Origin of the sequence: Sphingopyxis lindanitolerans, assembly GCF_002993885.1 — a bacterium.
Lineage (GTDB): Bacteria > Pseudomonadota > Alphaproteobacteria > Sphingomonadales > Sphingomonadaceae > Sphingopyxis > Sphingopyxis lindanitolerans.
On the sequence record NZ_CM009578.1, the window covers coordinates 4,048,551 to 4,069,615 of the forward strand.

The following is a 21,065-nucleotide window of genomic DNA, read 5'->3' on the forward strand; positions in this document are numbered from 1 at the left end:
GGGCCGCATATGCCGCCGCGCCCCTAAACGCGGCGGCATTTTTGCGCACCGCAGCAGAAGCATTGACTTCATAAGGCAGCGTTCCTAAACGGGCCGCGCCTTAGGGGTCTCCCGAATTTTCGGGCCTTTTTTCGCGGGCGGAATCGGAGCATTCCGGTTTTGTTTCAGGAGGATGGCGCAAGATGACGGAGAATGGCAGCGATCCGAAACACGCTTCGGAGGATTCGCGCCTGGTCTCGCTCGAAGAGCGATTGGACCGGGCCGAAGCCGCAGAAGCGAAACGGAGCGGGGTCAAGCCACCCGAAGCCGACGCCAATTACCGGCTCGGCAATCGGGTGCTGGCCGAATTGCTGGGCGGTCTGCTTGGCGGAGCGTTGATCGGATGGCTGATCGACCGCTTCGCCGACACGTCTCCCTGGGGATTGTTGGGGATGCTGGCCCTTGGGGTCGTCGTTGCCTTCAGGAACATCTTTCGGATCGCCAATGCGGCCTCGCGCGGCAGTGGCGGTTCGGAATAGGTCAGATTCAGCCCGGCGGCGCGAGGCGCCGGGACGCATTTTGGAGTGACGCGCGTGTCCGCTGAGGCCGGTAAATTCGACCCGATGCACCAGTTCACCGTCGAACCGATCGCGAAACTGTTCGCGATCGACGGACGGGAGGTGTGGCTGACCACCAGCGCCGTCTGGATGGCGGCCGCGGCGATCATCCTGTGGCTGTTCATGCTCGGCGGCATGAAGCGGCAGCTCGTGCCCGGGCGCTGGCAGATGGCGGTCGAGGGCTTCACCGGATTCATCGCGTCGATGATGTCGACGAACATCGGGTCCGAGGGGCGCAAATATACGCCCTATGTCTTTTCACTCTTCATGTTCATTCTGTTCTGTAACATCCTGGGAATGGTGCCTTTTGCGCTCGGCGGTCTGCACCCGCTGACGGTCACGAGCCACTTCACCATCACCGGCGTGCTCGCGGTCCTGTCGTTCGCGATCGTACTCGTCGTCGGCTTCTGGCGTCATGGCCTGCACTTCTTTTCGCTCTTCGTGCCGCAGGGCACCCCGTGGCCCATGATCCCGTTCATCGCGCCGATCGAGTTCGTGTCGTTCATGGTGCGGCCGTTCAGCCTCGGCCTGCGACTGTTCGTCGCGATGACCGCGGGGCATGTGCTGCTCGAGGTGTTTGCCAACTTCATCGTCCAAAGCTCGGACGCCGGCGTCGCGATCGGCCTGCCGGTCGGCCTGGCCAGCCTGGCGCTGATGATCGGCATCAGCGCGCTCGAACTGCTCGTCGCGGCGATCCAGGCCTATGTTTTCGCTCTGTTGACCTCGCTTTATATCAACGACGCGGTCAACCTTCACTAATCGTTTCAATCCAGACACTTATAACAAGGAGTTAATTTCATGGACGCACAAGCAGCGACGCTCATCGGTGCCGGTCTCGCCGCGATCGGCGCCGGCATGGCCGCGATCGGCGTGGGCAATGTTTTCGGTAGCTTCCTGGAAAGCGCCCTGCGCAATCCGGCAGCCGCCGACGGCCAGCAGGGCCGCCTGTTCATCGGCTTCGCCGCCGCCGAACTTCTTGGCCTGCTGTCGTTCCTGATCGCCATCCTTCTCTATCTGAAGGCGGCCTGACACCGGCGCCGAGCGCGTCCGGCCCTAACCGGATGCGCTCGGCCGCCTGGACCTCCGGGCGCGCATCGGTTTGTCGTCAATCGGAAGAAGAAGAATGCCACAGATCAACCAGCTGGCGGAAAATTGGTATCTCGCCTCGCAGCTCTTCTGGCTCGCACTGATTTTTGGCGCGGTCTTCGTGGTGGTCGGTCTCGGCATGTATCCGAAGATCGAGGCCACGGTCGATGCGCGGGACCGCAAGGTTGCCGACGACCTCGCGGCCGCCAAGGCGGCGCATGCGTCGGCCGACGATCTGGAAGGCCAGTATCGCCAGCAGAGCGACGCCGCGCGCGTCGCGGCGCAGAGGGCGGTGCAGGACGCGAAGGACAAGGCCGCGCGTGACGCCGAAAAGCGTCTCGCCAAGGTCGATGTCGAGCTTTCCGACAAGATGACGGCCGCCGAGGCCGACATCGCGGCGGCGCGTAAATCGGCGATGGCTGAAATCGAGTCGGTTGCGGCCGAAGCCTCCGCCGATCTGGTCGCCAAGCTGTCGGGTGTGACGGTCGCGGCGGCGGATGCCAAGGCTGCGGTGAAGGCGGTGCTCCATGGTTGAACTGATCCTGTCCGAAGCGGCGCACGGCGCCGAACCCGCGGGCGCGCTCTGGTCCTCGCCGAGCTGGTGGGTCGCGCTCGCGATGACGATCTTCTTCGCAGTGCTGATCTGGAAAAAGGCCCCCGCCGCGATCGGCGCGATGCTCGACGGCAAGATCGCCGCGATCGCGAAGCAGCTTAGCGAAGCCGAACGGCTTCGGCTCGACGCCGAATCGCTCAAGGCGGAATATGAGGCCAAGCTCGCCCGCGCGGCGAAAGAGGCCGACGAGATGCGCGCGCGCGCCGAAACCGAGGCCGAAGCGCTGGTCGCCAAGGCAAAGGCCGACGCCACCGCGCTGATCGGGCGCCGCAAGCGGATGGCCGAAGACCGCATTGCCGCGGCCGAAGCCCATGCCCTCGCCGAAGTCCGCGCCGCCGCCACCAAGGCGGCGACCGAGGCCGCGGCGAAGCTGATCGCCGACAAGCATGACGCCAAGGCCGACAAGACGCTGGTCGATCAGGCCATCGCGGCGGTCGCCAAGGGCTGACCCTTCGGACTTTGCCGAAACAAGGCGCCCGCGGATTTCCGCGGGCGTTTTGCTGTCGGGGGTGCCGTGGTGGGGTGAAAGGCGACACCGCTTCCCCGTCGCCCCGGACGTGATCCGGGGGCCCGCTTGGGCCGATACGGCGGGAAAGCGGGATTCCGGGTCAAGCCCGGGATGATGAGTTGAAAGACGGCATCCCACCCCAAAACGGGCTTCGGCCGCCGTTCAATATTGGATCATAATCCGCCGGGCGAGGGCTGGGGACAGGCTGTGCGCAAATTGCAGCAGCTTGACCATTCCCGCATTGACCTCGCGCTTGCCGGTGCGGATGCCGTGGACGATTTCGGCGGCGCAATCGTGCGCGCTCATCTTCTTGCCCGCGCGGCCTGCGGTCATGTTGGTTTCGACGACGGGCGGCAGCGCCTCGATGACGCGGACATTGCTGTCCTTGAGGAGATGGCGGATCGCCTGGGTGTAGCTGCGCAAGCCCGCCTTGGTGGCGCAATAGACCGATCCGCCCGCGCGCGGCGCGATGGCAAGGCCCGACGTGACATTGACGATCGCCGCTTCGGGCTGCGCGCGCAGCACCGCCAGCAGCCGCGTGCAGAGCGCGATCGGCGCGTCGAGATTGGTCCGGATACAGCGCGCGGCGCTCTCCAACGTCTCGGGCTGGTCGAGATCATAGTCGCTGCCGACCCCGGCGTTGTTGACGAGCAGCGCGAGCGGCTTGCCCGCGACGCCGTTCACGACCGCGTCGACGCCTTCCGGAGTCGAAAGATCGCCCGCGATCGTCCCGAAACCGAGCCCCGCCATCGCCTGCAACTTGTCCGCCGAGCGTCCCGTGACGATCACCTCGGCGCCCGCGCCCTGCAATTGCAGCGCGATTTCGCGCCCGATCCCGTCGCTGCCGCCGGTTACCAGCGCGAGCTTTCCGCGAACATCCATAAAGGCCCTCCCATGTTTTCCCTCGCTTACTATGGCGGCGTGCATCGCCTTCGCCTACATGCAAATTCATGGCTCGCCCCAACGCCCCCGACAGATTCAACGAAGAAAAAGCCACCTATGTCGTTCGCGGCGAGGGCGATGGCGCCGACAAGCCCGATCTGGACCGCGGCGCCGACGTGATCCGCGGCATCGTGCGCAAATTGCCGGGGCGGCCCGGCGTCTATCGCATGCTCGATGCGCGCGGCGACGTGCTTTATGTGGGCAAGGCGCGCGCGCTCAAGAACCGCGTTACCAATTACACCCAGGTCGCGCGGCTGCCGCAGCGGCTCCAGCGCATGGTCGCGCAGACGCGCGCGATGGAGATCGTCACGACGACGAGCGAGGCCGAGGCGCTGCTGCTCGAAGCGCAACTCATCAAGCGCTATCGCCCGCCGTATAATGTCCTGCTGCGCGACGATAAAAGCTTCCCCTTCATCCTGCTGCGCATGGATCATGATTTTCCGCGGGTGCAGAAGCATCGCGGCGCGCGGCGTGCGAAGGGGCGCTATTATGGGCCGTTCGCGAGCGCTGGGGCGGTGCATCGCACGCTCAACGCCTTGCAGAAGACCTTTTTGCTGCGAAGCTGCACCGACAGTTTCTTCGCCAACCGCTCGCGTCCGTGCCTGCTCTACCAGATCCGCCGTTGCTCGGCGCCGTGCGTCGATCGCATCGGCAAGGAAGATTATGCGGCGCTGGTGAGCGATGCGCAGGATTTCCTCGAAGGCCGCTCGACCGCCGTCCAGAAGCGGCTTGGCGATGCGATGACGAAATCGGCTGAAGCGATGGATTATGAGCAGGCGGCGGTACTGCGTGACCGACTGAAGGCGCTGACCTTCATCCAGGGCAGCCAGTCGGTCCACGCCGACGGGCTCGGCGACGCCGACGTCTTCGCGCTTGCGGCAAAGGGCGGGCAGCTTTGCGTCGCGGGCTTCTTCATCCGCGGCGGGCAGAATTGGGGGCACCGCAGCTTTTTCCCCGCGCATGTCGCGGGGGTGCCCGAGGCGGAGGTGATGGCGAGCTTCCTCATGCAATTCTACGAAGGCGTGCCGCCGCCGAAGCTGATCCTCGTCGATCGCGAACCCGACGAATGCGCGCTGCTCGCCGAAGCGCTCGGCGGCGCGGCGGGCCGCAAGATCGAGATCAGCGTGCCGCAGCGCGGCAACCGCAAGCGCCTGCTCGAACAGGCTGTGCGCAACGCGGGCGAGGAACTCGATCGGCGGCTCGCCGAAAGCAGCAGCCAGGCGAAACTGGGGCGCGAACTGACCGACCTGTTCGACCTGGATGAGGCGCCGCAGCGCATCGAAATCTATGACAACAGCCACATCCAGGGCACCAACGCGCTCGGCGCGATGGTCGTCGCGGGACCGGAGGGCTGGATCAAGGGCGCGTATCGCAAATTCAACATCAAGCGCGCCGAGACGCAGCCGGGTGACGATTTCGCGATGATGCGCGAAGTGTTCCAGCGCCGCTTCGCGCGTGCGATCGAGGAAGACCCCGAGCGGACGAAGGGCGAATGGCCCGACCTTGTGCTGATCGACGGCGGCAAGGGGCAGGTGTCGGCGGTGTCGGCGGTGTTCGCCGAACTCGGCATCGACGATTTGCCCTATGTGGGGGTCGCCAAGGGCCCCGATCGCAACGCGGGGAGAGAGACCTTCTATCTGCCCGATGGCCGCGAATTCACCTTGCCGCCCAACAATGCGGTGCTGTTTTACATCCAGCGTCTGCGCGACGAGGCGCACCGCTTTGCAATCGGCGCGCATCGGGCGAAGCGCGCGAAGGCGATGGGATCGTCGCCGCTCGACGAAGTGCCGGGGATCGGCCCCGCGCGCAAGAAGGCGCTGCTGATGCATTTCGGAACGGCGCGCGCGATCAGGAGTGCGAGCTTGCAGGATTTGCAAATGGCGCCGGGGGTGAGCGCGGGCGTGGCGCAGGCGGTCTATGATTTCTACAATCCAGGGGGATGATCTTTAAAGCCCCTCCTCTTTAGAGGAGGGGTTGGGGTGGTGGACGCCGGTGCAGTAACACCACCCCGCTGCGACTAACGAGCAAGCTCGTAAGTCTCGCTGCCCCTCCTCTGAAGAGGAGAGGGTTAAGGGAAGGATAGACTATGGATTTCACCGCCATGATGCCGCTGGCTGGGACATTGGGAGTCACCATCCATGAAGGAACGAAGGATCGCGTCGCGGGCAAGCTGCCGGTGCGCGCTGACATCTGCACCGCGGGCAACATCGTCCATGGCGGCGCGATCATGGCGTTTGCCGATTGCCTTGGCGCGGTTGGCGCCTTTCTGACGCTGCCCGAGGGAGCCACCGGCACGACGACGATCGAGAGCAAGACCAATTTCCTCGGCGCCGGTCCGGTCGGATCGGTGCTGGTCGGAGAAGCGACCCCGGTGAAGATCGGCAAACGGCTGTCGGTGTGGCAGACGCGCATCCGCACCGAGGCGGGCGCCGAGGTCGCGCTGGTGACGCAGACGCAGATGGTGCTTTGGCCGTCCTGACCGCCGATGCGATCGTCTGCGCGGTGCGAGCGCATGGCGAGCATGGCGCGATATTGCGCGCGCTGACCGAGCAGGCGGGGTTGGTCGCGGGCTATGTGCGCGGCGGCCGCTCGCGGCGGCTGCGGCCGATCCTGGTGCCAGGCAATGCGATCGCGCTCGAACTGCGCGCGCGCACCGAGGAGCAACTCGGCGGCGCGACGGCCGAACTGCTGACGAGCCGCGCCCCGCTGCTGGCCGAGCCGCTGGCGGCCGCGGCGATCGACTGGGTGACCAGCCTGACCGCCGCGACGCTGCCCGAGGCGCAGCCCTATCCGGCGCTCTATGTCGCGTTGGCCGCAGTGCTGGAGGCGATCGGCGTGGCGCCTTCGGCACGGCAATGGGCGCTCGCGCTGGGGCGCTATGAGCTGTTGCTGCTCGCCGAGCTCGGCTTTGGGCTGGACCTTGGCGAATGCGTCGTGACGGGAGTGTCCGGCGACCTGACCCATGTCAGCCCGAAATCGGGCGGGGCGGTCAGCGCCGCCGCGGCCGCCGGTTATGAAAATCGCCTTCTCCGCCTGCCACCCTTCCTGCGCGACGGCAAATCGGGCGAAGCGGCGGCCGACCCCGCCCTGACCGACATCCTCGATTTTCTGGCGCTGACCGGCCATTTTCTCGACCGCGACGTCCTCGACGGGCGCAACCATGACTTGCTGATCGTAAGGGAAAGATTGGTCGACCGGCTCAAGAGGGCGGTTGCGTGATGCGGCGGGCCTGCCTAGAGCGTCCCCGTCCTTGAGCGACAAGCTCTGTGCTCCCGCGAAGGCGGGAGTCCATCTCCGGTGGGCTTTATGCGGAGCCGGTAGGTGATGGGCCCCTGCCTTCGCGGGGGCACATGATCTTCTCGCCATGCGGACGCATCGGCCGAGACGATATGCGCGAAGGGGTCTAGAATTGAACATCCTGCTGCTGGCTGGCGACGGTATCGGCCCCGAGATCATGACGGAGGCCGAGAAGCTGCTTGCCGCGCTGGCGCTGCCGGTGACGCTCGACCGCGCGCTGGTCGGCGGGGCGGCCTATGAAGCCACCGGCCATCCGCTCCCGCCCGAGACGCTCGCCAAGGCCAGGGCGGCCGACGCGATCCTGTTCGGCGCGGTTGGCGACCCGCGTTTCGACCATGTCGAACGTCATTTGCGCCCCGAGCAGGCGATCCTGGGCCTGCGGTCCGAACTCGGCCTGTTCGCCAATCTGCGCCCGGCGAAACTGTTTCCGGGGCTGGAGGACGCCTCGGCGCTTCGCCCCGAAGTCGCGGCGGCGATCGACCTGCTGATCGTCCGCGAACTCAACGGCGACGTCTATTTCGGCGAAAAGGGCACACGCACCACCGCGAACGGCGAGCGCGAGGGCTATGACATCATGGCGTATAGCGAAAGCGAGGTGCGGCGCATCGCCCATGTCGCCTTCCGCGCCGCGCAAGGCCGCGCGAAACGCCTGTGCTCGGTCGACAAGGCCAATGTGCTCGAAACCTCGCAATTGTGGCGCGACGTGGTGATCGAAGTCGCCGCCGACTATCCCGACGTCGCGTTGTCGCACATGTATGTCGATAATGCCGCGATGCAGCTTGTGCGTAACCCCGGCCAGTTCGACGTCGTCGTCACCGGCAATTTGTTCGGCGACATTCTCTCCGATCAGGCGTCGATGTGCGTTGGCTCGATCGGGCTGCTCGCGTCGGCGTCGCTGAGCGAAGGCCGGCTGGGGCTGTATGAACCGATCCACGGCAGCGCGCCTGACATCGCGGGGAAGGGCATTGCCAACCCGCTGGCGATGATCCTCTCGCTCGCGATGCTGCTGCGCCATTCGGGGGACGATGAGGCGAGCGCGGCGCGGATCGAGGCCGCGGTCGCGAAGGTGCTGGCCGACGGTGCGCGCGGCGCCGACCTGGGCGGAACGATGGGCACGGCGGCGCTTGGCGACGCGGTCGTTGCGGCGCTGAATGGCTGAAAGATATGATCTCGCTCGCTCTCCCCATCTCCGCATCCCCGAGCGAAGACGAGGGGCTATGCCGAGCGAAGCCGAGGCGGCAGGGTCGATCTTCTCGCTACGCTCGCAGGAGCCCCTCGGCTTCGCTCGGGGAATCGGGGCAGGAACGGAACGATAGAAGATGAAGAAGAAAACCGGTTTTGATCGCAACACGACGCGCCACTGGCACCCCGCGACGCAGGCGGTGCGCGGCGGCACCTGGCGCACCGAACACGGCGAGACGTCCGAAGCGCTCTTCCTGACCTCGGGCTACACTTATGAAAGCGCCGAGGAAGTCGCGGCGCGTTTTTCGGGCGACGGACAAGGCATGACCTATTCGCGCCTCCAGAACCCGACCGTCGCGATGCTCGAAGAGCGCATCGCGCTGATGGAGGGCGCCGAGGCGTGCCGTGTCCAGGCGACCGGCATGGCGGCGATGACGACCGCTTTGCTTTGCCAGCTTTCGGCGGGCGACCATATTGTCGCGGCGAAGGCCGCCTTCGGGTCGTGCCGCTGGCTGGTCGACAGCCTTTGCCCGCGTTTCGGGATCGAGACCACCGTCGTCGATGGACGCGATAACGAGGCCTGGGAAAAGGCAATCAAGCCCAATACCAAGGTCTTCTTCTTCGAAACGCCTGCGAACCCAACGATGGACATCGTCGACATGAAGCATGTCTGCGGGCTGGCAAGAGCGCATGGCATCACCAGCGTCGTCGACAACGCCTTCGCGACCGCGGTGCTCCAGCGCCCGATGGAATTCGGCGCCGATGTCGTCGCCTATTCGGCGACCAAGCTGATGGAAGGGCAGGGGCGCGTCCTCGCCGGCGCCGTCTGCGGGACCGAAAAATTCATCAACGACATACTACTGCCGTTCCAGCGCAACACCGGGCCGAACCTGTCGCCTTTCAACGCCTGGGTGGTGCTGAAGGGGCTCGAGACGCTCGACCTGCGCGCGCGGCGCCAGTCGGAGAACGCCCTCGCGGTCGGAAAGGCGATCGAGGGCCGCGTCGCCCGCATGCTCCACCCCGGACTGGCGAGCCATCCGCAGCACAATCTGGCGAAGAGCCAGATGGACGATTGCGGGCCGATCTTTTCCTTCGTCCTAGCCGGCGGTGCCGCGCAGGCGATGGCGTTTCTGAATGCGCTCGAACTCGTCGATATCAGCAATAATATCGGCGACGCGCGCAGCCTCTGCTGCCATCCGTGGACGACGACGCACTATGGGGTCAGCCCCGAAGCGCGGCTGGACATGGGGGTCGACGAAGGCATGCTCCGCATCAACATCGGGCTCGAAGACCCGCGCGACGTGATCGCCGACCTGGACCAGGCATTGACCCGCGTCGGGCTTTGAGCGACGCTAAGGTGGACATGATCGACTCCTTCTTCCCATTTGCGGCGACCACCGGGCCGATCACCGTGCGTGTCTCGGTCAGCTATCTGCCCGAACAGTCGCATCCGGCGCTCGGGCGCTGGTTCTGGGCCTATCATGTCCGGGTCGAGAATCACGGCGACGTCGCGGCGCAGCTGCTGACGCGCCACTGGCGGATCAGCGACGGCCGCGGGCAGGTGAGCGAGATCGAGGGCGAGGGTGTCGTTGGCGAACAACCGCTGATTTCGCCGGGCGGCGCGTTCGATTATGTTTCGGGCTGCCCGCTCCCGACCCCCGAAGGATCGATGGTCGGCAGCTATACGATGGAAATGGGCGACGGATCGCAGATGCTGATCGCGATCCCGCAATTCCCGCTCCAGGCGCCTGCGACCGCGTCATGAAGCGCACCCATCTACCCCTGAACGCTCTGCGCGTTTTCGATGCCGCTGCCCGGCACCTGAGCTTCACGCGCGCCGCCGACGAACTGGCGGTGACCCCCGCCGCGGTAGGGCAGCAGATTCGCGCGCTCGAGGATATGCTCGGCGTCGTCCTGTTCCGCCGCACCCCCAAGGGCCTCGAACTGACCGGCGAAGCCGATGCCGGGCTCGACGCGCTGCGACAGGGTTTCCTCCAGTTCGAGGAATCGGTGCGCGCGATGCAGGCGGGGCAATCGTCACAGTCGCTGACGATCGCGGCGCCGCGCGACCTGACCGCCAAATGGCTCGCGCCACGGCTCGCGCGCTATAGCCAGCAGGCGCCCGACGTGCGCTTCACGCTGGTTTCGGCCGACGGCGGGATCGATTTCACCGAAGCGAACCTCGACCTCGCGATTTTCTGGACCGACGGCGCGGGCGAGCATGAGGGCGTTCAACTCGCCGAACCCGCGATGGTGACCGTCGCCGGCCCCGGCACCGGAAGCGACACGCGGATCGCCTGGCCCGGCTGCCCGGTCGCCGACGGCGAGCCCGCGCTGCGGCTCGGCGACGCGGGGCTTGCGATCGACGCCGCCGCCAACGGGCTGGGCCAGGCCAATGTCCCGGCAATGCTGGCCGAGGCCGATATCGCGTCGGGCCGCGTCCGGCTGGTGCGCGAGGCGTTTCCGGTCAATCGCGGCTATTGGCTCGTCGCCCCGACGCCGCAATGGCGGCAGGCAAAGGTCAAGGCGCTGGTGGCCGCGCTGACGGCGGCATAGTAACAAGCCGCGTGTCCCCGCGAAGGCGGGGGCCCATCTCCCACCAGTTCCATCTCGCGCCGTTCGGAGATGGCCCCCCGCCTTCGCGAGGGAACAGGGTGATTATTTCGCCGCCAGCGCCAGCAGGCGGGTCACGAGGCCCGAAAACACCACCGTGTCGACATTGGCGTCGGCATTGTTCCAGCTTGCGGTGACGACGAACCACTTGCCATCGGCCTTGCGCTGACCGAGCAGGCTCATCGACAGCACCCCATTTTCCGACCCGCCCTTATAGCCGAGATAGCGCCACGGTTCGGCCGCCACCGGCCCCAGGCCATTGTTGATCGCCATCGCCGCCATCGCCGGTTCCGACCCGCGCTGCCTGAGGTCGATCATCAGCCGCGCGATATCGTCCGGCGACGCAAACCATTCAAGACTGTCGATAAAGCGCGGCCCCGCGGTGAAGCTGACGCCGTCAACATTGGAAAGAACCAGCCGATCGGCGTTACCATCGATCAGCTTGCGCTGCGCCGCATCGTCGCCTGCGACGAATTTTCCGCGCAGATCGGTGAAATTATTGCCCTTGAGCGCAAAAGCCTCGACCGTGGTCAGAAAGGGGATGGTACGCGACGGATCGCTGTTTCCCGCCGCGCGCATCCGCGCCTCGATCGCGTCGCGGCCGAGCAGGTGGATCAACGTGTCGGCGGCGCCATTGTCGCTGACCGAAATCATCCAGTTCGCCAGCGTCTGGAGCGTCACCGGCGTATCCTTGGGCCAATTCGCGGTCGCGGCCGAGGAGAAACTGAGGTGCGAAAGCGGGACGACGTCGTTCCAGCGGCGCTTGCCGGCGGCAATTTGCGCCGCCAGCTCGTCGAGCACATAGAGTTTGAAGGCCGATCCGATCGCGAATTGCCTGTCCGCATGAGAAGCGGCGATCGAGCGGAGGGCGTCGCCATCGACCTCGGCAACCAGAAAGCCGGTCACGCCAGGCAGGGCCGCGATGTCGCCCGAAACCCGCGCAAAACTGTCGTCCGCCATGGTGAAGCCGGTGATGCGAAGCCCCGCGACACGCTCGTCGGGCGGTGGCCCTGCATCGAGCAGCACCGTCGCAACCCCCTTTTCAAAGCGCAGTTGCAGCTTGCCCGAACGCCCATCGGCCGAATGCGCCCCCTCGACCGTGATCGCGCGGCCATATTGGGCGGTGATGCTCGCGGTCATCGCCTTGAACTGGGCTTCGGGCACCGCGGCCTGGAACGAGGGCGCAAAATAGGCGTCGAACGCCATGTTGCCATTGATAACATCGACGAGCTGCGCCACGCGGCGGTCGAAAGCGGTGGCGCCCTGCGGCGCAACGGTTTCGGGCGACGGCTGGTGGGCGAGCGCGAGCGGCGCGGGAAGGGCCAGCGTCGCGGCGAGCAGGGCGGTGCGCACGATCTTCATTCGGGATCTCCTTGATAATCGGCCGCGCGGTCGATCCGGTCGATCTGGGCGCGGAGTTTGACGGCGGCGCGCTGGTTGAGCAACCAGACGCCGAAAAACAGCAGCAGCGGCAAGGCGGCGAACGACAGGACACCCGGCAGGGTCGCCTTGCCGGCGGCGACGGCTTGCCCCGCCATGAAAACGAGCAGGCCGGGAAGCATCGGAGCAAGATACCAGCGGCCGACGCGGGCGAGCATATGTTCCTCGCGAACCAGGCGGGCGCGGTAAAAGGCGCGAACGTCGCTCGCCTCGACGCCGGGGTTGGAGCGTGAGGTGCGGCGGGCGAGTTGCCAGACCACGACCAATACACCGGCGATGGTCAGCAGGCTGCCGATCTTGAGCAGCGCTCCCGGCAGGACGATGGCATAAAATGCAAAAGCGAGAAGGACGACACCGGCGGCGATATATTCGACCCGGTTGCGGCGGCGGACGGCGTTGCCGAGCCGCGCGGCGCGGCGCTTGACCTCGTCGAGTGGGAGCGGCGCAAGCGTCGCGCCATCGCCCCGCCATAGGCCGTGCAGGCCTTTATCGTCGGGAAAATCGGTCATCGGGTTTCTCCTGCCGCCGCGAAGCGGCGTGTCAGCATGGCCTTGAAACGGTGGATCTTGGCGGCGGCGACGTCGGACGAAACGCCGGTGACGTCGGCGATTTCGGCGCCCGTGACCCCTTCGAGATAGAGCAATAATATCTGGCGGTCGGGTGGATCGAGCCGGTCGATGATCGACAGGATCAGCGCCATGGCCTGATCCTGTTCGGCGCGGTCGGATGGCGATGGCGCCTCATCGGCCCGTTCGATGGCCTCGATGCTCTCACCGCCGCGGAGGCGCTTGCGCGCAAGGACATAGGACGTCGCGCGATTGTGCGAGACGCGCCACACCCAGGTGCTGAGCGAACAGCGGCCGTCGAAGCCGGCGAAGCTCTGCCAGAGCGCCACCTGCAATTCCTGTTCGAGGTCGCGGCGAAGGTCGGGGTCGGCTTCATAACCGCGTGCGAGGCGGGCAAGCGCGCCAGCATATTGCGCCATTGCTTCGGAAAAAAGCCTGTCCTGTTCGCTTTCGGTCACTCCGACCTCCGGAATTTCGTGTCGCATGATCGATTAGTCGGACCAGGCGCGAATTTCTGACGGAGGTGCGAAAATATATCCTCAGGCGTCGATCGCTGCCTCGTCGAGGGTCGCGGCATTGGCCTGGATGAACTGGAAGCGATGCTCGGGATGCTTGCCCATCAGCCGGTCGACCAGATCCTTGACCCCTTGCCGCTCCTCATATTCCTGCGGCAGCGTGACCTTGAGCAGCGCGCGCGTCGCCGGGTCCATCGTCGTTTCCTTGAGCTGGTTCGGGTTCATCTCGCCGAGCCCCTTGAAGCGACCGACATCGACCTTCTTGCCTTTGAAAACCGTGGCTTCCAGTTCGGCGCGATGCGCGTCATCGCGGGCATAGGCCGATGTCGCGCCCGCGGTGAGGCGGTAAAGCGGCGGCTGGGCGAGATAGACATGCCCGGTCCGCACGATATCGGGCATTTCCTGAAAGAAGAAAGTCATCAGCAAGGTCGCGATATGCGCCCCGTCGACGTCGGCGTCGGTCATGATGACGATCTTGTCGTAGCGCAGGCGATCGGCGTCGCAATCCTTGCGCATCCCGCAGCCAAGCGCGAGCGCGAGGTCGGCGATTTCCTGGTTGGCGCGGATCTTGTCGGCGCTGGCGCTCGCAACATTGAGGATCTTGCCGCGGATCGGCAGGATCGCCTGCGTCTTGCGGTTGCGCGCCTGTTTGGCGCTGCCGCCCGCGCTGTCCCCTTCAACAATAAATAATTCAGTGCCTTCGGGGCCGTCATTGGCACAGTCTGTCAGTTTTCCCGGCAGGCGAAGCTTGCGTCCGCTGGTCGCGGTCTTGCGCTTGACCTCGCGCTCGGCCTTGCGTTTCAGCCGTTCGTCCATGCGTTCGAGGATCAGGCCGAGCAGCGCGCGGCCGCGGTCCATATTGTCGGACAGATAATGGTCGAAATGGTCGCGCACCGCATTTTCGACGAGGCGCGCGGCCTCCGGGCTCGACAGGCGATCCTTGGTCTGGCTCTGAAACTGCGGGTCGCGGATGAAGACCGACAGCATCATCTCGCCGCCGTTGAACACGTCTTCCGCGGTGATCTGCGTCGCCTTCTTCTGGCCGATCAGTTCGCCGAACGCCCGCAATCCCTTGGTCAGCGCCGCGCGCAGCCCCGCCTCATGGGTGCCGCCGGCAGGGGTGGGGATGGTGTTGCAATACCAGCTGTAACTGCCGTCGGACCACAAGGGCCAGGCGATCGCCCATTCGGCGCGGCCCTGGTCGCCGGGGAAATCCTGGCGCCCGACAAAAGGCTCGGCCGTCGCGCATTCGCGGGTGCCGATCTGTTCCTTCAGATGGTCGGCCAGCCCGCCGGGAAACTGGAACACCGCTTCGGTCGGAGTGTCGTCACCGATCAGTTCGGCGGCGCATTTCCAGCGGATTTCGACCCCCGCGAACAGATAAGCTTTCGAGCGCGCCATGCGATAGAGGCGCTGTGGGCGAAAGCGGCCGTGCTCGCCGAAAATCGCGGGATCAGGAATGAAGGCGACGCTGGTGCCGCGCCGGTTCGGCGTCGGGCCCAGTTCTTCGAGCGGGCCCTGCGGCGCGCCTTGAGAAAAAATCTGCCGATACAATTGCTTGGAGCGCGCAACTTCGATGACGGTTTCAATCGACAGGGCATTGACGACGCTGACACCGACGCCGTGGAGACCGCCCGAGGTCGCATAGGCCTTGCCCTCGAACTTGCCCCCCGAATGGAGCATGGTCATGATGACTTCGAGCGCGGACTTGCCAGGAAATTTCGGGTGCGGATCGACGGGCATGCCGCGCCCGTTGTCGATGACGGTCAGGCGATTGCCGACGTCGAGTTCGATCTCGATCCGTGTCGCATGGCCCGCGACCGCCTCATCCATGCTGTTGTCGATGACCTCGGCGGCGAGGTGGTGGAGCGCGCGCTCATCGGTGCCGCCGATATACATGCCGGGTCGGCGGCGCACCGGTTCCAGCCCTTCGAGCACCTCGATCTGCGAGGCGTCGTAGCTTTCGGTGGCGGACTGTTTGCTGTCGAACAAATCGTGACTCATGCCCTGGATATAGGAGGCAGCGAAGGCCGCTGGCAAGCGCGGTCTTTGCGCCAACGCGGCAGCACAGAGCACGGCTCGGCTCGTCCCGTTTTCGGCACAAGGACGAAACCCCGGCTCCTCCAGCGGGTTGGTCCGCAGACTGTAAAGTCGTTCAAAAAGTGGAGAAATAACATGAAATTCGCAGCTCTCCTCGCTGCTTCGGCAGCCACTCTGTTCACGGTTCCCGCAGCGGCGCAAGATGCGTCGGGCGGCGGCCGCGATACGGCGCGGGACTTCAACGGCCCCTATGTCTCGATCGGCGGCGGCGGCACCTTGCAAGGCAGCGATCGCGGCGAGACTCTCGTCTTCGATACCGATCGCGACGGCAGCTATGGCGACCCGGTCAAGACGGTCGGCGGGACCGATGCGTTCGCGCCCGGTTTCTGCAACGGCGCCGCGACCGGCACGGCCAATGTCGGCTGCCGCAACGACAAGGACGGCCCCGAATATTTCGGGCGGCTCGGCTATGACCGGCGCATGGGCAATATCGTCATCGGCGCGCTGGTCGAGGGCGGCCGCAGCGAGGCCCGCGACAGCGTCAGCGGCTTTTCGACCACGCCCGCCGCCTACACGCTGAGCCGCGAAGCCGACTGGCAGGCGAGCGCACGGCTGCGCGCGGGTTATACGCCCGGCGGCGGCGCGCTCTTTTATGTGACGGGCGGTCCGGCCTATGCACGGCTCGACAACCGTTTCGTCACGACCAACACCGCCAACAGCTTCGCCGACAATGGCAAGACCAACGGCTGGGGCTATGCCGCGGGTGGCGGCGCCGAGATCATGGTCACCAACAGGATCGGGGTAGGTCTCGAATATCTCTACACCGATCTCAAGGACAAGGATTATGTCGTGAACGTCGGGGCGGGAACCGCCAATCCCGCGACCAATCCGTTCCTGTTGAACGGCGGCGGGACCGACATCCAGCGCAGCGATCCGCATTTCCGCACCCATAGCGTGCGCGGAACATTGAGCTTCCGCTTCTGACCTCTTGGGAAGCGGGCAGGGAGGCGCCGGGCCGAAGGGTCCGGCGCCTTTCTTCGTTCAGGCTTGGCGCTGACCGGCGGCCGGAATGATCGCGAAATTGCCGTTCGCGCTGCCGACGAGCCGCCCTTCCTGATACAGGCGTGCGTCGATATTGGCGACGCGCTTGCCCCGATGCAAAACCTCGGCTTCGCAGGTCAGCAGGCCTTCGGTGATGCGGACATGATAGTTGAACTTGATTTCCAGCGTCGCGCACCATTGATCGTCGGGCAGCAGGCTGGTCAGCGCGCCGCCCATCGCCGTGTCGGCAAGCGAATAGGCGACCCCGCCATGAGCGGCGCCTTGCGGATTGAAATGACGATCCCGAACGATATCGATCGCCATCTCGCAGCGACCGTCGCCGCGCTCGACCATCTGAAGGCCGAGCGCGCGCGCGAACTGGAAATCCTGCTCAAAACCTCTCAACGGACGCGCGGCCCACCAAAGGGCGGGGGCGGGGGCGGACGCCGCGTGCCGCGCGGCAGTTGCGCCTGATAGGCGCGGCCGCAATGCTCGACGCAATAGGGAAAGCCCGGATTCACCGCCACGCCGCAAAAATGAAAGTCGGGCTCGCCCGGATGCCCCATCGGCCAGCGGCAGATGCGGTCGTTGAGGTCAAGCAGGCTCGTCTTGCCGGCGATCTCGGGGCTGGGCTTCGCGGGCACCAGCCGGCGCGGCGGCGCGGGCGGGATCGGCGCCTGCTGGTCGCCCGGGCCTTGCCGGATAAAGCCGCCGGGGCCGATCGACACGATCCGCGGCGTGTCGGGCTTCGGCGGCGGCGCATCGGCGGCGTCGGCTTCAGTCGCGGGACGCGGTTCGGCCACCGGCTTCGCCTCGGTCCTCGGCGGGGCGGCCGGGCGCGAGAAAGCGGGCGCCGCCGCGCGCGGGGCGGCTGCGGGCGCGATCGGTTTCGGCGCGACCGGTTTGGGAGCCTTCGCCACCTTTTCGGTCGCCTTTACCGGCGACGGGCGGGATTTCAGGCCCAGGCGATGCGCCTTGCCGATCACCGCGTTGCGGCTGACGCCGCCCAGCTCGTCGGCGATCTGACTGGCGGTCAGGCCCTTTTCCCACATGTTGCGCAGTTGCTCGATGCGCTCATCGGTCCATGACATTCGTTCGTTCCTTGCTCATTCCACGCTGCTCGCCAGTCGGCGATCCCGAGGGACCGGCGCCGTCACTGCCCAGCTTGCGGTAAGATCGGGGAGGCGATAGGCGAGAACGCCATGAACGACCAGCCCCAAATTTCGCATCCCGACTCGGCCAATTCCGCCGCGGTCCCGGCTTTCGCCGAACCCGGTGTCCCGCAAATCCGGACGCTCAACGTTCCGGCGATGCAGGCCCTATATGTCAAGGAGGTGCGGCGCTTTTTCAAGGTCCAGCTTCAAACAATCTGGGCCCCGGCGGTCACGACGCTGCTGTTTCTCGTCATCTTCACCGTCGCGCTCGGCGGGGCGGGGCGTACGGTCATCGGCGTTCCCTTCGCCGACTTCGTCGCGCCCGGCCTGATCATGATGGCGATGCTGCAGAATAGTTTCGCCAATTCCAGCTTTTCGCTGCTCGTCGGCAAGATCCAGGGCACGATCGTCGATTATCTGATGCCGCCGCTGGCGGTCGGCGAGTTGATCATCGCACTGATCGGCGCCGCGATCACGCGCGCGGTGCTCGTCGGGCTGGCGCTGTGGGTCGCGATGCTGTTGTGGCCCGGCGTCCATGTCGGCCCCGACCATCTGTGGGCGGTCGTGCTGTTCGGCCTGCTCGGCGCGATGATGCTGAGCTTCCTCGGCCTCATCACCTCGATCTGGGCCGAAAAGTTCGATCATGCCGCCGCGGTCACCAATTTCGTCGTGACGCCGCTCGCGCTGCTTTCGGGCACCTTCTATTCGGTCGACCGGCTCGCCCCCTGGTTCCAGGGCGTCGCGCACGGTAACCCCGTCTATTACGCGATCATGGGGTTTCGCTATGGCTTCATCGGCACCGTCGATTCGACGATCGCCCACCCGGTGCTGACCGCCGCGCTGGCCCTGATCGCGGTCAATGTCGTGCTCGGCGTGCTGACCTATCGCCTGCTCGCTTCGGGGTGGAAGCTGAAGGCCTGAAGCCGGACTCTCGTTTCACTGACGTGGAAGCGGCACCGGCCCGCTCCCCCACCCGGCCTCCTTGACGATAGTAACCTATGGGAGGCCGGGTGGGAGAGCGGGCCGGTGCCGCTCGGTTTCCGTGTAAAGGAAACCGACTTTAGTGACGGTGGATCGGGCGGACGCGGTAGCGCCCCTTCACCAGCCCGTCGAACATCGCCTCGATCTGCGGATGATCGACCGGCCCATGCTCGGTGTCGTTCACCAGATTCTGCTGGCTGACATAGGCGATGTAGGCCGAATCCTCGCTTTCGGCGAGCAGGTGGTAATAGGGCTGTTCCTTGGCCGGGCGGATCGCCTCGGGAATCGCTTCATACCATTCGTCGCTGTTCGCGAAGGTCGGGTCGACGTCGAAGACGACCCCGCGAAAGTCGAACATGCGGTGACGCACGATATCGCCCGGCGCGAAGCGCGCGCGTTCGATCAGCGGCGCGGCGCCGTGGCGCAGGGCCCGGTCACGGAATTCGGGGAAGCTCTCTGACGTCATATTCTCAATCTATGGCTATTTACGCCCGTTTCAAGTCCGTTACACTCCCCCTCGACCACGGCAAGCCAAATCCGGGCTGTGATCGAAGTAACAGATGCGCTGGCCAACGGGGCTAGCATGCTCATTCGGCCTTTCGTGACCGGAACGGAAACGCGGGCCGCCTGGATCTAGGGAGACGCATTGCCATGACCGACGCACCTTCAAACCCTCTTCCGCCCGTCGCATCGGGCATTCTCCAGCGGGCGAAGGATATTCTTCTGAAACCCAAGGAGACCTGGCCCGTCATCGCGGCCGAGCCGGCGACGACGCAATCCATCTATATGCCCTATGTGCTGCTGCTGGCCGCGATCGGCCCGCTGGCGGGGTTCATCGGCGGCCAGGTCTTCGGGATCACGATCCTTGGAGTCACCTACCATCCACCGTTGGCCGGGGCGCTCGTGTCGGCGGTGCTGTCCTATGGCCTGACGCTCGCAAGCGTGTTCCTTCTCGCGCTCGTCATCGACGGCCTGGCGCCCAGCTTCGGCGGGCAGAAGGACCAGGTCCAGGCGCTGAAGGTCGCGGCCTATGCCGGAACCGCCGGCTGGGTGGGCGGCATCTTCGGGTTGATCCCGGCGCTCGCGCTCATCGGGATGCTCTTCGCCCTCTATGGCCTCTATATTCTTTTCCTGGGCCTGCCGATCCTGATGAAGGCGCCGCAGGACAAGGCGCTCGGCTATACCGTCGTCGTGATCATCGTCGCGATCCTGCTGTTCCTGGTCATCGGCGCGGTCGTCGCGGCCGTCGCCGCTCCCTCGTTCGTCACCATCCGCTGACAGGCACCGTCCGCCGCCCCGGTCGCGTATCGGGGCGGCGCATCGATGGCCGCCTTTTTCTGCCACGGCTGCAGCCCTGACGGCGGGCATCCGGACGCGCGATCAGCCTTCGTAACCCATGCAAGAAAGTGGTTACAGGGTTGAAAATCTTTTGTTGGTTGTCGCGCGCGCCCGGATGTTAGCATTGCTTGTCGTAGACGAGACAGGGAGAAAAGCGCCGTGCCGAACGATATCGCCTATTCGCGTAAACTGGGCCCGTTGACGCCGCTTGTCGGGGAATGGGAGGGGGATGTCGGGGTCGATCTTTCCTATCACAACAAGGACGACTGGACGACCGAGACCACCTATTTCGAAAAGGCGTCGTTCAAGCCGATCCCGATGCAGGAAAATGGCCAGCAGACCTTGTGGGGTCTGAACTACAGCATGACCGCATGGCGCCATGGCGAGGAAGCCATGGACCCCTTCCACGACGAAATCGGTTTCCTGCTGTGGGACAAGGTCCATGGCGAAGTCATGCGAACGGTGGTGTTCGGACGCGGCATCGCGATCCTCGCGGGAAGCAGCGCCAGGCCGGACGACAAGATTCTGACCTTCGATGCCAGGCCGGGCGAACCCTGTTACGGCATATTGCAGAATAAATATCTGCTCGAACGCGCCGAGATTCGCGACTTCAAAAGCAGTTTCACGATCAACGACGACGGCACGTTCAGCTATACGTCGGATTTGATGCTGAAGCTTGCCGCCACGGGCGCGGAAATGCACCATACCGACCGGAATACCCTGCGCCGCGTCAAACGCTATCACCCGAGCGCCGAAAACGGCTGATCGAAGAACCGACCTCGCGGAAGGCGGACGTGCGTTCGAATTACCTCGAAAAGCCCTGGGAAACCTGGGCTTTTTCGGGTGGTCGGTCGCGTGCGGCTTCGATCAGTGCGGGCGCCCTCGTCATGTCGGAAGTATTGCCGTTCGATATATCAAGATACGCGGGCGTCCGGCCGCGTCGGTCAGTCCGTGGACATTGCTGGTGGGGCCGCCGCGCGACGTGCCGACGCCTTGGATGAAGGCCCTCCCCATGCCGAGCGATGCCTCCGCTTCAGTAGAAACATTGAATCAGCTCACGCCTTCATCCGCAAGCTGATTGAGTACCGAGCATAGAAGGCGGAACCATGCTTCCGCACGACGTCATATTCCATTTGGTTCGCTGTTCCGTACG

The 21,065-nt window shown here is 65.3% G+C and carries 24 protein-coding genes; 16 read left to right on the plus strand and 8 right to left on the minus strand.

All coding sequences use genetic code 11. From position 1 onward, the window contains the following. The first annotated feature begins 182 nt into the window (after positions 1–182). The 5 genes from CVO77_RS19135 to CVO77_RS19155 all read left to right on the plus strand — a co-directional run bounded on the left by CVO77_RS19135 (position 183) and on the right by CVO77_RS19155 (position 2,743). Positions 183–518, plus strand: coding sequence for an AtpZ/AtpI family protein (locus CVO77_RS19135; protein WP_106000438.1), 336 nt, complete (start codon positions 183–185; stop codon positions 516–518). A 54-nt stretch (positions 519–572) separates the two neighbouring features. Then, positions 573–1,355, plus strand: a complete 783-nt coding sequence (locus CVO77_RS19140) for a F0F1 ATP synthase subunit A (protein ID WP_106000956.1) — start codon at positions 573–575, stop codon at positions 1,353–1,355. A gap of 39 nt (positions 1,356–1,394) precedes the next feature. Beyond that, positions 1,395–1,625, plus strand: a complete 231-nt coding sequence (locus CVO77_RS19145) for a F0F1 ATP synthase subunit C (RefSeq protein ID WP_067108963.1) — start codon at positions 1,395–1,397, stop codon at positions 1,623–1,625. Between the two features lie 94 nt (positions 1,626–1,719). Beyond that, a complete protein-coding gene (locus CVO77_RS19150) occupies positions 1,720–2,217 on the plus strand; it encodes a F0F1 ATP synthase subunit B family protein (protein WP_106000439.1) in 498 nt (165 codons plus the stop codon). After that, the gene (locus CVO77_RS19155) at positions 2,210–2,743 is read left to right on the plus strand and encodes a F0F1 ATP synthase subunit B family protein (protein ID WP_106000440.1); all 534 of its coding nucleotides are present in this window, start codon (positions 2,210–2,212) and stop codon (positions 2,741–2,743) included. Before CVO77_RS19150 ends, CVO77_RS19155 begins: the two co-directional genes overlap by 8 nt. Before the next feature lie 222 nt (positions 2,744–2,965). Here CVO77_RS19155 and CVO77_RS19160 read toward each other — a convergent pair whose 3' ends face one another. Continuing rightward, complete coding sequence (locus tag CVO77_RS19160) at positions 2,966–3,685, minus strand: SDR family oxidoreductase (RefSeq protein WP_106000441.1); 720 nt, start codon at positions 3,683–3,685, stop codon at positions 2,966–2,968. A 68-nt stretch (positions 3,686–3,753) separates the two neighbouring features. Here CVO77_RS19160 and uvrC point away from each other — a divergent pair, with 68 nt between their 5' ends. From uvrC to CVO77_RS19195, 7 genes are all read left to right on the plus strand, one after another. Beyond that, positions 3,754–5,688, plus strand: a complete 1,935-nt coding sequence (gene uvrC, locus CVO77_RS19165; protein ID WP_106000442.1) for an excinuclease ABC subunit UvrC — start codon at positions 3,754–3,756, stop codon at positions 5,686–5,688. Positions 5,689–5,831: 143 nt separating this feature from the next. Then, positions 5,832–6,224 carry a PaaI family thioesterase gene (locus CVO77_RS19170; RefSeq protein ID WP_106000443.1) on the plus strand — a complete coding sequence of 131 codons (393 nt, stop codon included), beginning with the start codon at positions 5,832–5,834 and terminating at the stop codon, positions 6,222–6,224. Continuing rightward, positions 6,212–6,964 (plus strand): DNA repair protein RecO, encoded by a 753-nt coding sequence (gene recO, locus CVO77_RS19175; RefSeq protein ID WP_106000444.1) that lies wholly within the window; start codon positions 6,212–6,214, stop codon positions 6,962–6,964. Before CVO77_RS19170 ends, recO begins: the two co-directional genes overlap by 13 nt. Before the next feature lie 145 nt (positions 6,965–7,109). Beyond that, the gene (gene leuB / locus CVO77_RS19180; RefSeq protein ID WP_420822522.1) at positions 7,110–8,201 is read left to right on the plus strand and encodes a 3-isopropylmalate dehydrogenase; all 1,092 of its coding nucleotides are present in this window, start codon (positions 7,110–7,112) and stop codon (positions 8,199–8,201) included. Positions 8,202–8,361: 160 nt separating this feature from the next. Beyond that, entirely contained in the window at positions 8,362–9,570 is a 1,209-nt protein-coding gene (locus tag CVO77_RS19185; RefSeq protein WP_106000446.1) for a trans-sulfuration enzyme family protein, read from the plus strand. 17 nt (positions 9,571–9,587) lie between these two features. Next, positions 9,588–9,989 carry a Co2+/Mg2+ efflux protein ApaG gene (apaG, locus tag CVO77_RS19190; protein WP_106000447.1) on the plus strand — a complete coding sequence of 134 codons (402 nt, stop codon included), beginning with the start codon at positions 9,588–9,590 and terminating at the stop codon, positions 9,987–9,989. Continuing rightward, positions 9,986–10,780, plus strand: a complete 795-nt coding sequence (locus CVO77_RS19195) for a LysR family transcriptional regulator (protein ID WP_106000448.1) — start codon at positions 9,986–9,988, stop codon at positions 10,778–10,780. The genes apaG and CVO77_RS19195 overlap by 4 nt, the downstream gene beginning before the upstream one ends. Positions 10,781–10,882: 102 nt before the next feature. On the opposite strand, the gene CVO77_RS19200 is transcribed toward CVO77_RS19195, so the two are convergent. The 4 genes from CVO77_RS19200 to parE all read right to left on the minus strand — a co-directional run bounded on the left by CVO77_RS19200 (position 10,883) and on the right by parE (position 15,362). Beyond that, positions 10,883–12,199, minus strand: a complete 1,317-nt coding sequence (locus CVO77_RS19200; RefSeq protein ID WP_106000449.1) for a serine hydrolase — start codon at positions 12,197–12,199, stop codon at positions 10,883–10,885. Then, complete coding sequence (locus tag CVO77_RS19205) at positions 12,196–12,786, minus strand: hypothetical protein (protein WP_106000450.1); 591 nt, start codon at positions 12,784–12,786, stop codon at positions 12,196–12,198. Before CVO77_RS19205 ends, CVO77_RS19200 begins: the two co-directional genes overlap by 4 nt. Beyond that, the gene (locus tag CVO77_RS19210) at positions 12,783–13,301 is read right to left on the minus strand and encodes an RNA polymerase sigma factor (RefSeq protein ID WP_158258135.1); all 519 of its coding nucleotides are present in this window, start codon (positions 13,299–13,301) and stop codon (positions 12,783–12,785) included. The genes CVO77_RS19205 and CVO77_RS19210 overlap by 4 nt, the downstream gene beginning before the upstream one ends. 81 nt (positions 13,302–13,382) lie before the next feature. Then, the gene (parE, locus tag CVO77_RS19215; protein WP_106000957.1) at positions 13,383–15,362 is read right to left on the minus strand and encodes a DNA topoisomerase IV subunit B; all 1,980 of its coding nucleotides are present in this window, start codon (positions 15,360–15,362) and stop codon (positions 13,383–13,385) included. Positions 15,363–15,533: 171 nt separating this feature from the next. On the opposite strand from parE, the gene CVO77_RS19220 reads away from it, so the two are divergent. Further along, a complete protein-coding gene (locus CVO77_RS19220) occupies positions 15,534–16,382 on the plus strand; it encodes an outer membrane protein (protein ID WP_106000452.1) in 849 nt (282 codons plus the stop codon). 57 nt (positions 16,383–16,439) lie between these two features. Here the strand turns inward: CVO77_RS19220 and CVO77_RS19225 are convergent, their stop codons facing one another. Together CVO77_RS19225 and CVO77_RS19230 are read right to left on the minus strand one after the other, a co-directional pair. Further along, a complete protein-coding gene (locus tag CVO77_RS19225) occupies positions 16,440–16,844 on the minus strand; it encodes a PaaI family thioesterase (protein WP_106000453.1) in 405 nt (134 codons plus the stop codon). Then, positions 16,841–17,530 carry a GcrA family cell cycle regulator gene (locus CVO77_RS19230; protein ID WP_106000454.1) on the minus strand — a complete coding sequence of 230 codons (690 nt, stop codon included), beginning with the start codon at positions 17,528–17,530 and terminating at the stop codon, positions 16,841–16,843. Before CVO77_RS19230 ends, CVO77_RS19225 begins: the two co-directional genes overlap by 4 nt. 111 nt (positions 17,531–17,641) lie before the next feature. Between CVO77_RS19230 and CVO77_RS19235 the strand changes: the two genes are divergently transcribed. Beyond that, positions 17,642–18,514 carry an ABC transporter permease gene (locus CVO77_RS19235; RefSeq protein ID WP_106000455.1) on the plus strand — a complete coding sequence of 291 codons (873 nt, stop codon included), beginning with the start codon at positions 17,642–17,644 and terminating at the stop codon, positions 18,512–18,514. 139 nt (positions 18,515–18,653) lie between these two features. On the opposite strand, the gene hspQ is transcribed toward CVO77_RS19235, so the two are convergent. Then, complete coding sequence (gene hspQ, locus CVO77_RS19240; protein ID WP_106000456.1) at positions 18,654–19,040, minus strand: heat shock protein HspQ; 387 nt, start codon at positions 19,038–19,040, stop codon at positions 18,654–18,656. A 185-nt stretch (positions 19,041–19,225) separates the two neighbouring features. On the opposite strand from hspQ, the gene CVO77_RS19245 reads away from it, so the two are divergent. Both CVO77_RS19245 and CVO77_RS19250 read left to right on the plus strand, forming a co-directional pair. Continuing rightward, positions 19,226–19,852 carry a Yip1 family protein gene (locus tag CVO77_RS19245; RefSeq protein ID WP_106000457.1) on the plus strand — a complete coding sequence of 209 codons (627 nt, stop codon included), beginning with the start codon at positions 19,226–19,228 and terminating at the stop codon, positions 19,850–19,852. Positions 19,853–20,071: 219 nt separating this feature from the next. Further along, positions 20,072–20,677 (plus strand): heme-binding beta-barrel domain-containing protein, encoded by a 606-nt coding sequence (locus CVO77_RS19250; protein WP_106000458.1) that lies wholly within the window; start codon positions 20,072–20,074, stop codon positions 20,675–20,677. Positions 20,678–21,065: the final 388 nt, after the last annotated feature.

Excerpts from the sequence above, each read along its gene's own strand:
- leuB (WP_420822522.1), top strand. The coding sequence starts at position 7,110 with ATGCGGACGCATCGGCCGAGACGATATGCGCGAAGGGGTCTAGAATTG.
- CVO77_RS19160 (WP_106000441.1), bottom strand. The coding sequence starts at position 3,685 with ATGGATGTTCGCGGAAAGCTCGCGCTGGTAACCGGCGGCAGCGACGGG.
- CVO77_RS19185 (WP_106000446.1), top strand. The coding sequence starts at position 8,362 with ATGAAGAAGAAAACCGGTTTTGATCGCAACACGACGCGCCACTGGCAC.
- parE (WP_106000957.1), bottom strand. The coding sequence starts at position 15,362 with ATGAGTCACGATTTGTTCGACAGCAAACAGTCCGCCACCGAAAGCTAC.
- CVO77_RS19205 (WP_106000450.1), bottom strand. The coding sequence starts at position 12,786 with ATGACCGATTTTCCCGACGATAAAGGCCTGCACGGCCTATGGCGGGGC.
- hspQ (WP_106000456.1), bottom strand. The coding sequence starts at position 19,040 with ATGACGTCAGAGAGCTTCCCCGAATTCCGTGACCGGGCCCTGCGCCAC.
- apaG (WP_106000447.1), top strand. The coding sequence starts at position 9,588 with ATGATCGACTCCTTCTTCCCATTTGCGGCGACCACCGGGCCGATCACC.
- CVO77_RS19230 (WP_106000454.1), bottom strand. The coding sequence starts at position 17,530 with ATGTCATGGACCGATGAGCGCATCGAGCAACTGCGCAACATGTGGGAA.
- CVO77_RS19220 (WP_106000452.1), top strand. The coding sequence starts at position 15,534 with ATGAAATTCGCAGCTCTCCTCGCTGCTTCGGCAGCCACTCTGTTCACG.
- CVO77_RS19150 (WP_106000439.1), top strand. The coding sequence starts at position 1,720 with ATGCCACAGATCAACCAGCTGGCGGAAAATTGGTATCTCGCCTCGCAG.
- CVO77_RS19235 (WP_106000455.1), top strand. The coding sequence starts at position 17,642 with ATGAACGACCAGCCCCAAATTTCGCATCCCGACTCGGCCAATTCCGCC.
- CVO77_RS19200 (WP_106000449.1), bottom strand. The coding sequence starts at position 12,199 with ATGAAGATCGTGCGCACCGCCCTGCTCGCCGCGACGCTGGCCCTTCCC.
- CVO77_RS19135 (WP_106000438.1), top strand. The coding sequence starts at position 183 with ATGACGGAGAATGGCAGCGATCCGAAACACGCTTCGGAGGATTCGCGC.
- uvrC (WP_106000442.1), top strand. The coding sequence starts at position 3,754 with ATGGCTCGCCCCAACGCCCCCGACAGATTCAACGAAGAAAAAGCCACC.
- CVO77_RS19155 (WP_106000440.1), top strand. The coding sequence starts at position 2,210 with ATGGTTGAACTGATCCTGTCCGAAGCGGCGCACGGCGCCGAACCCGCG.
- CVO77_RS19170 (WP_106000443.1), top strand. The coding sequence starts at position 5,832 with ATGGATTTCACCGCCATGATGCCGCTGGCTGGGACATTGGGAGTCACC.
- CVO77_RS19195 (WP_106000448.1), top strand. The coding sequence starts at position 9,986 with ATGAAGCGCACCCATCTACCCCTGAACGCTCTGCGCGTTTTCGATGCC.
- CVO77_RS19145 (WP_067108963.1), top strand. The coding sequence starts at position 1,395 with ATGGACGCACAAGCAGCGACGCTCATCGGTGCCGGTCTCGCCGCGATC.
- CVO77_RS19245 (WP_106000457.1), top strand. The coding sequence starts at position 19,226 with ATGACCGACGCACCTTCAAACCCTCTTCCGCCCGTCGCATCGGGCATT.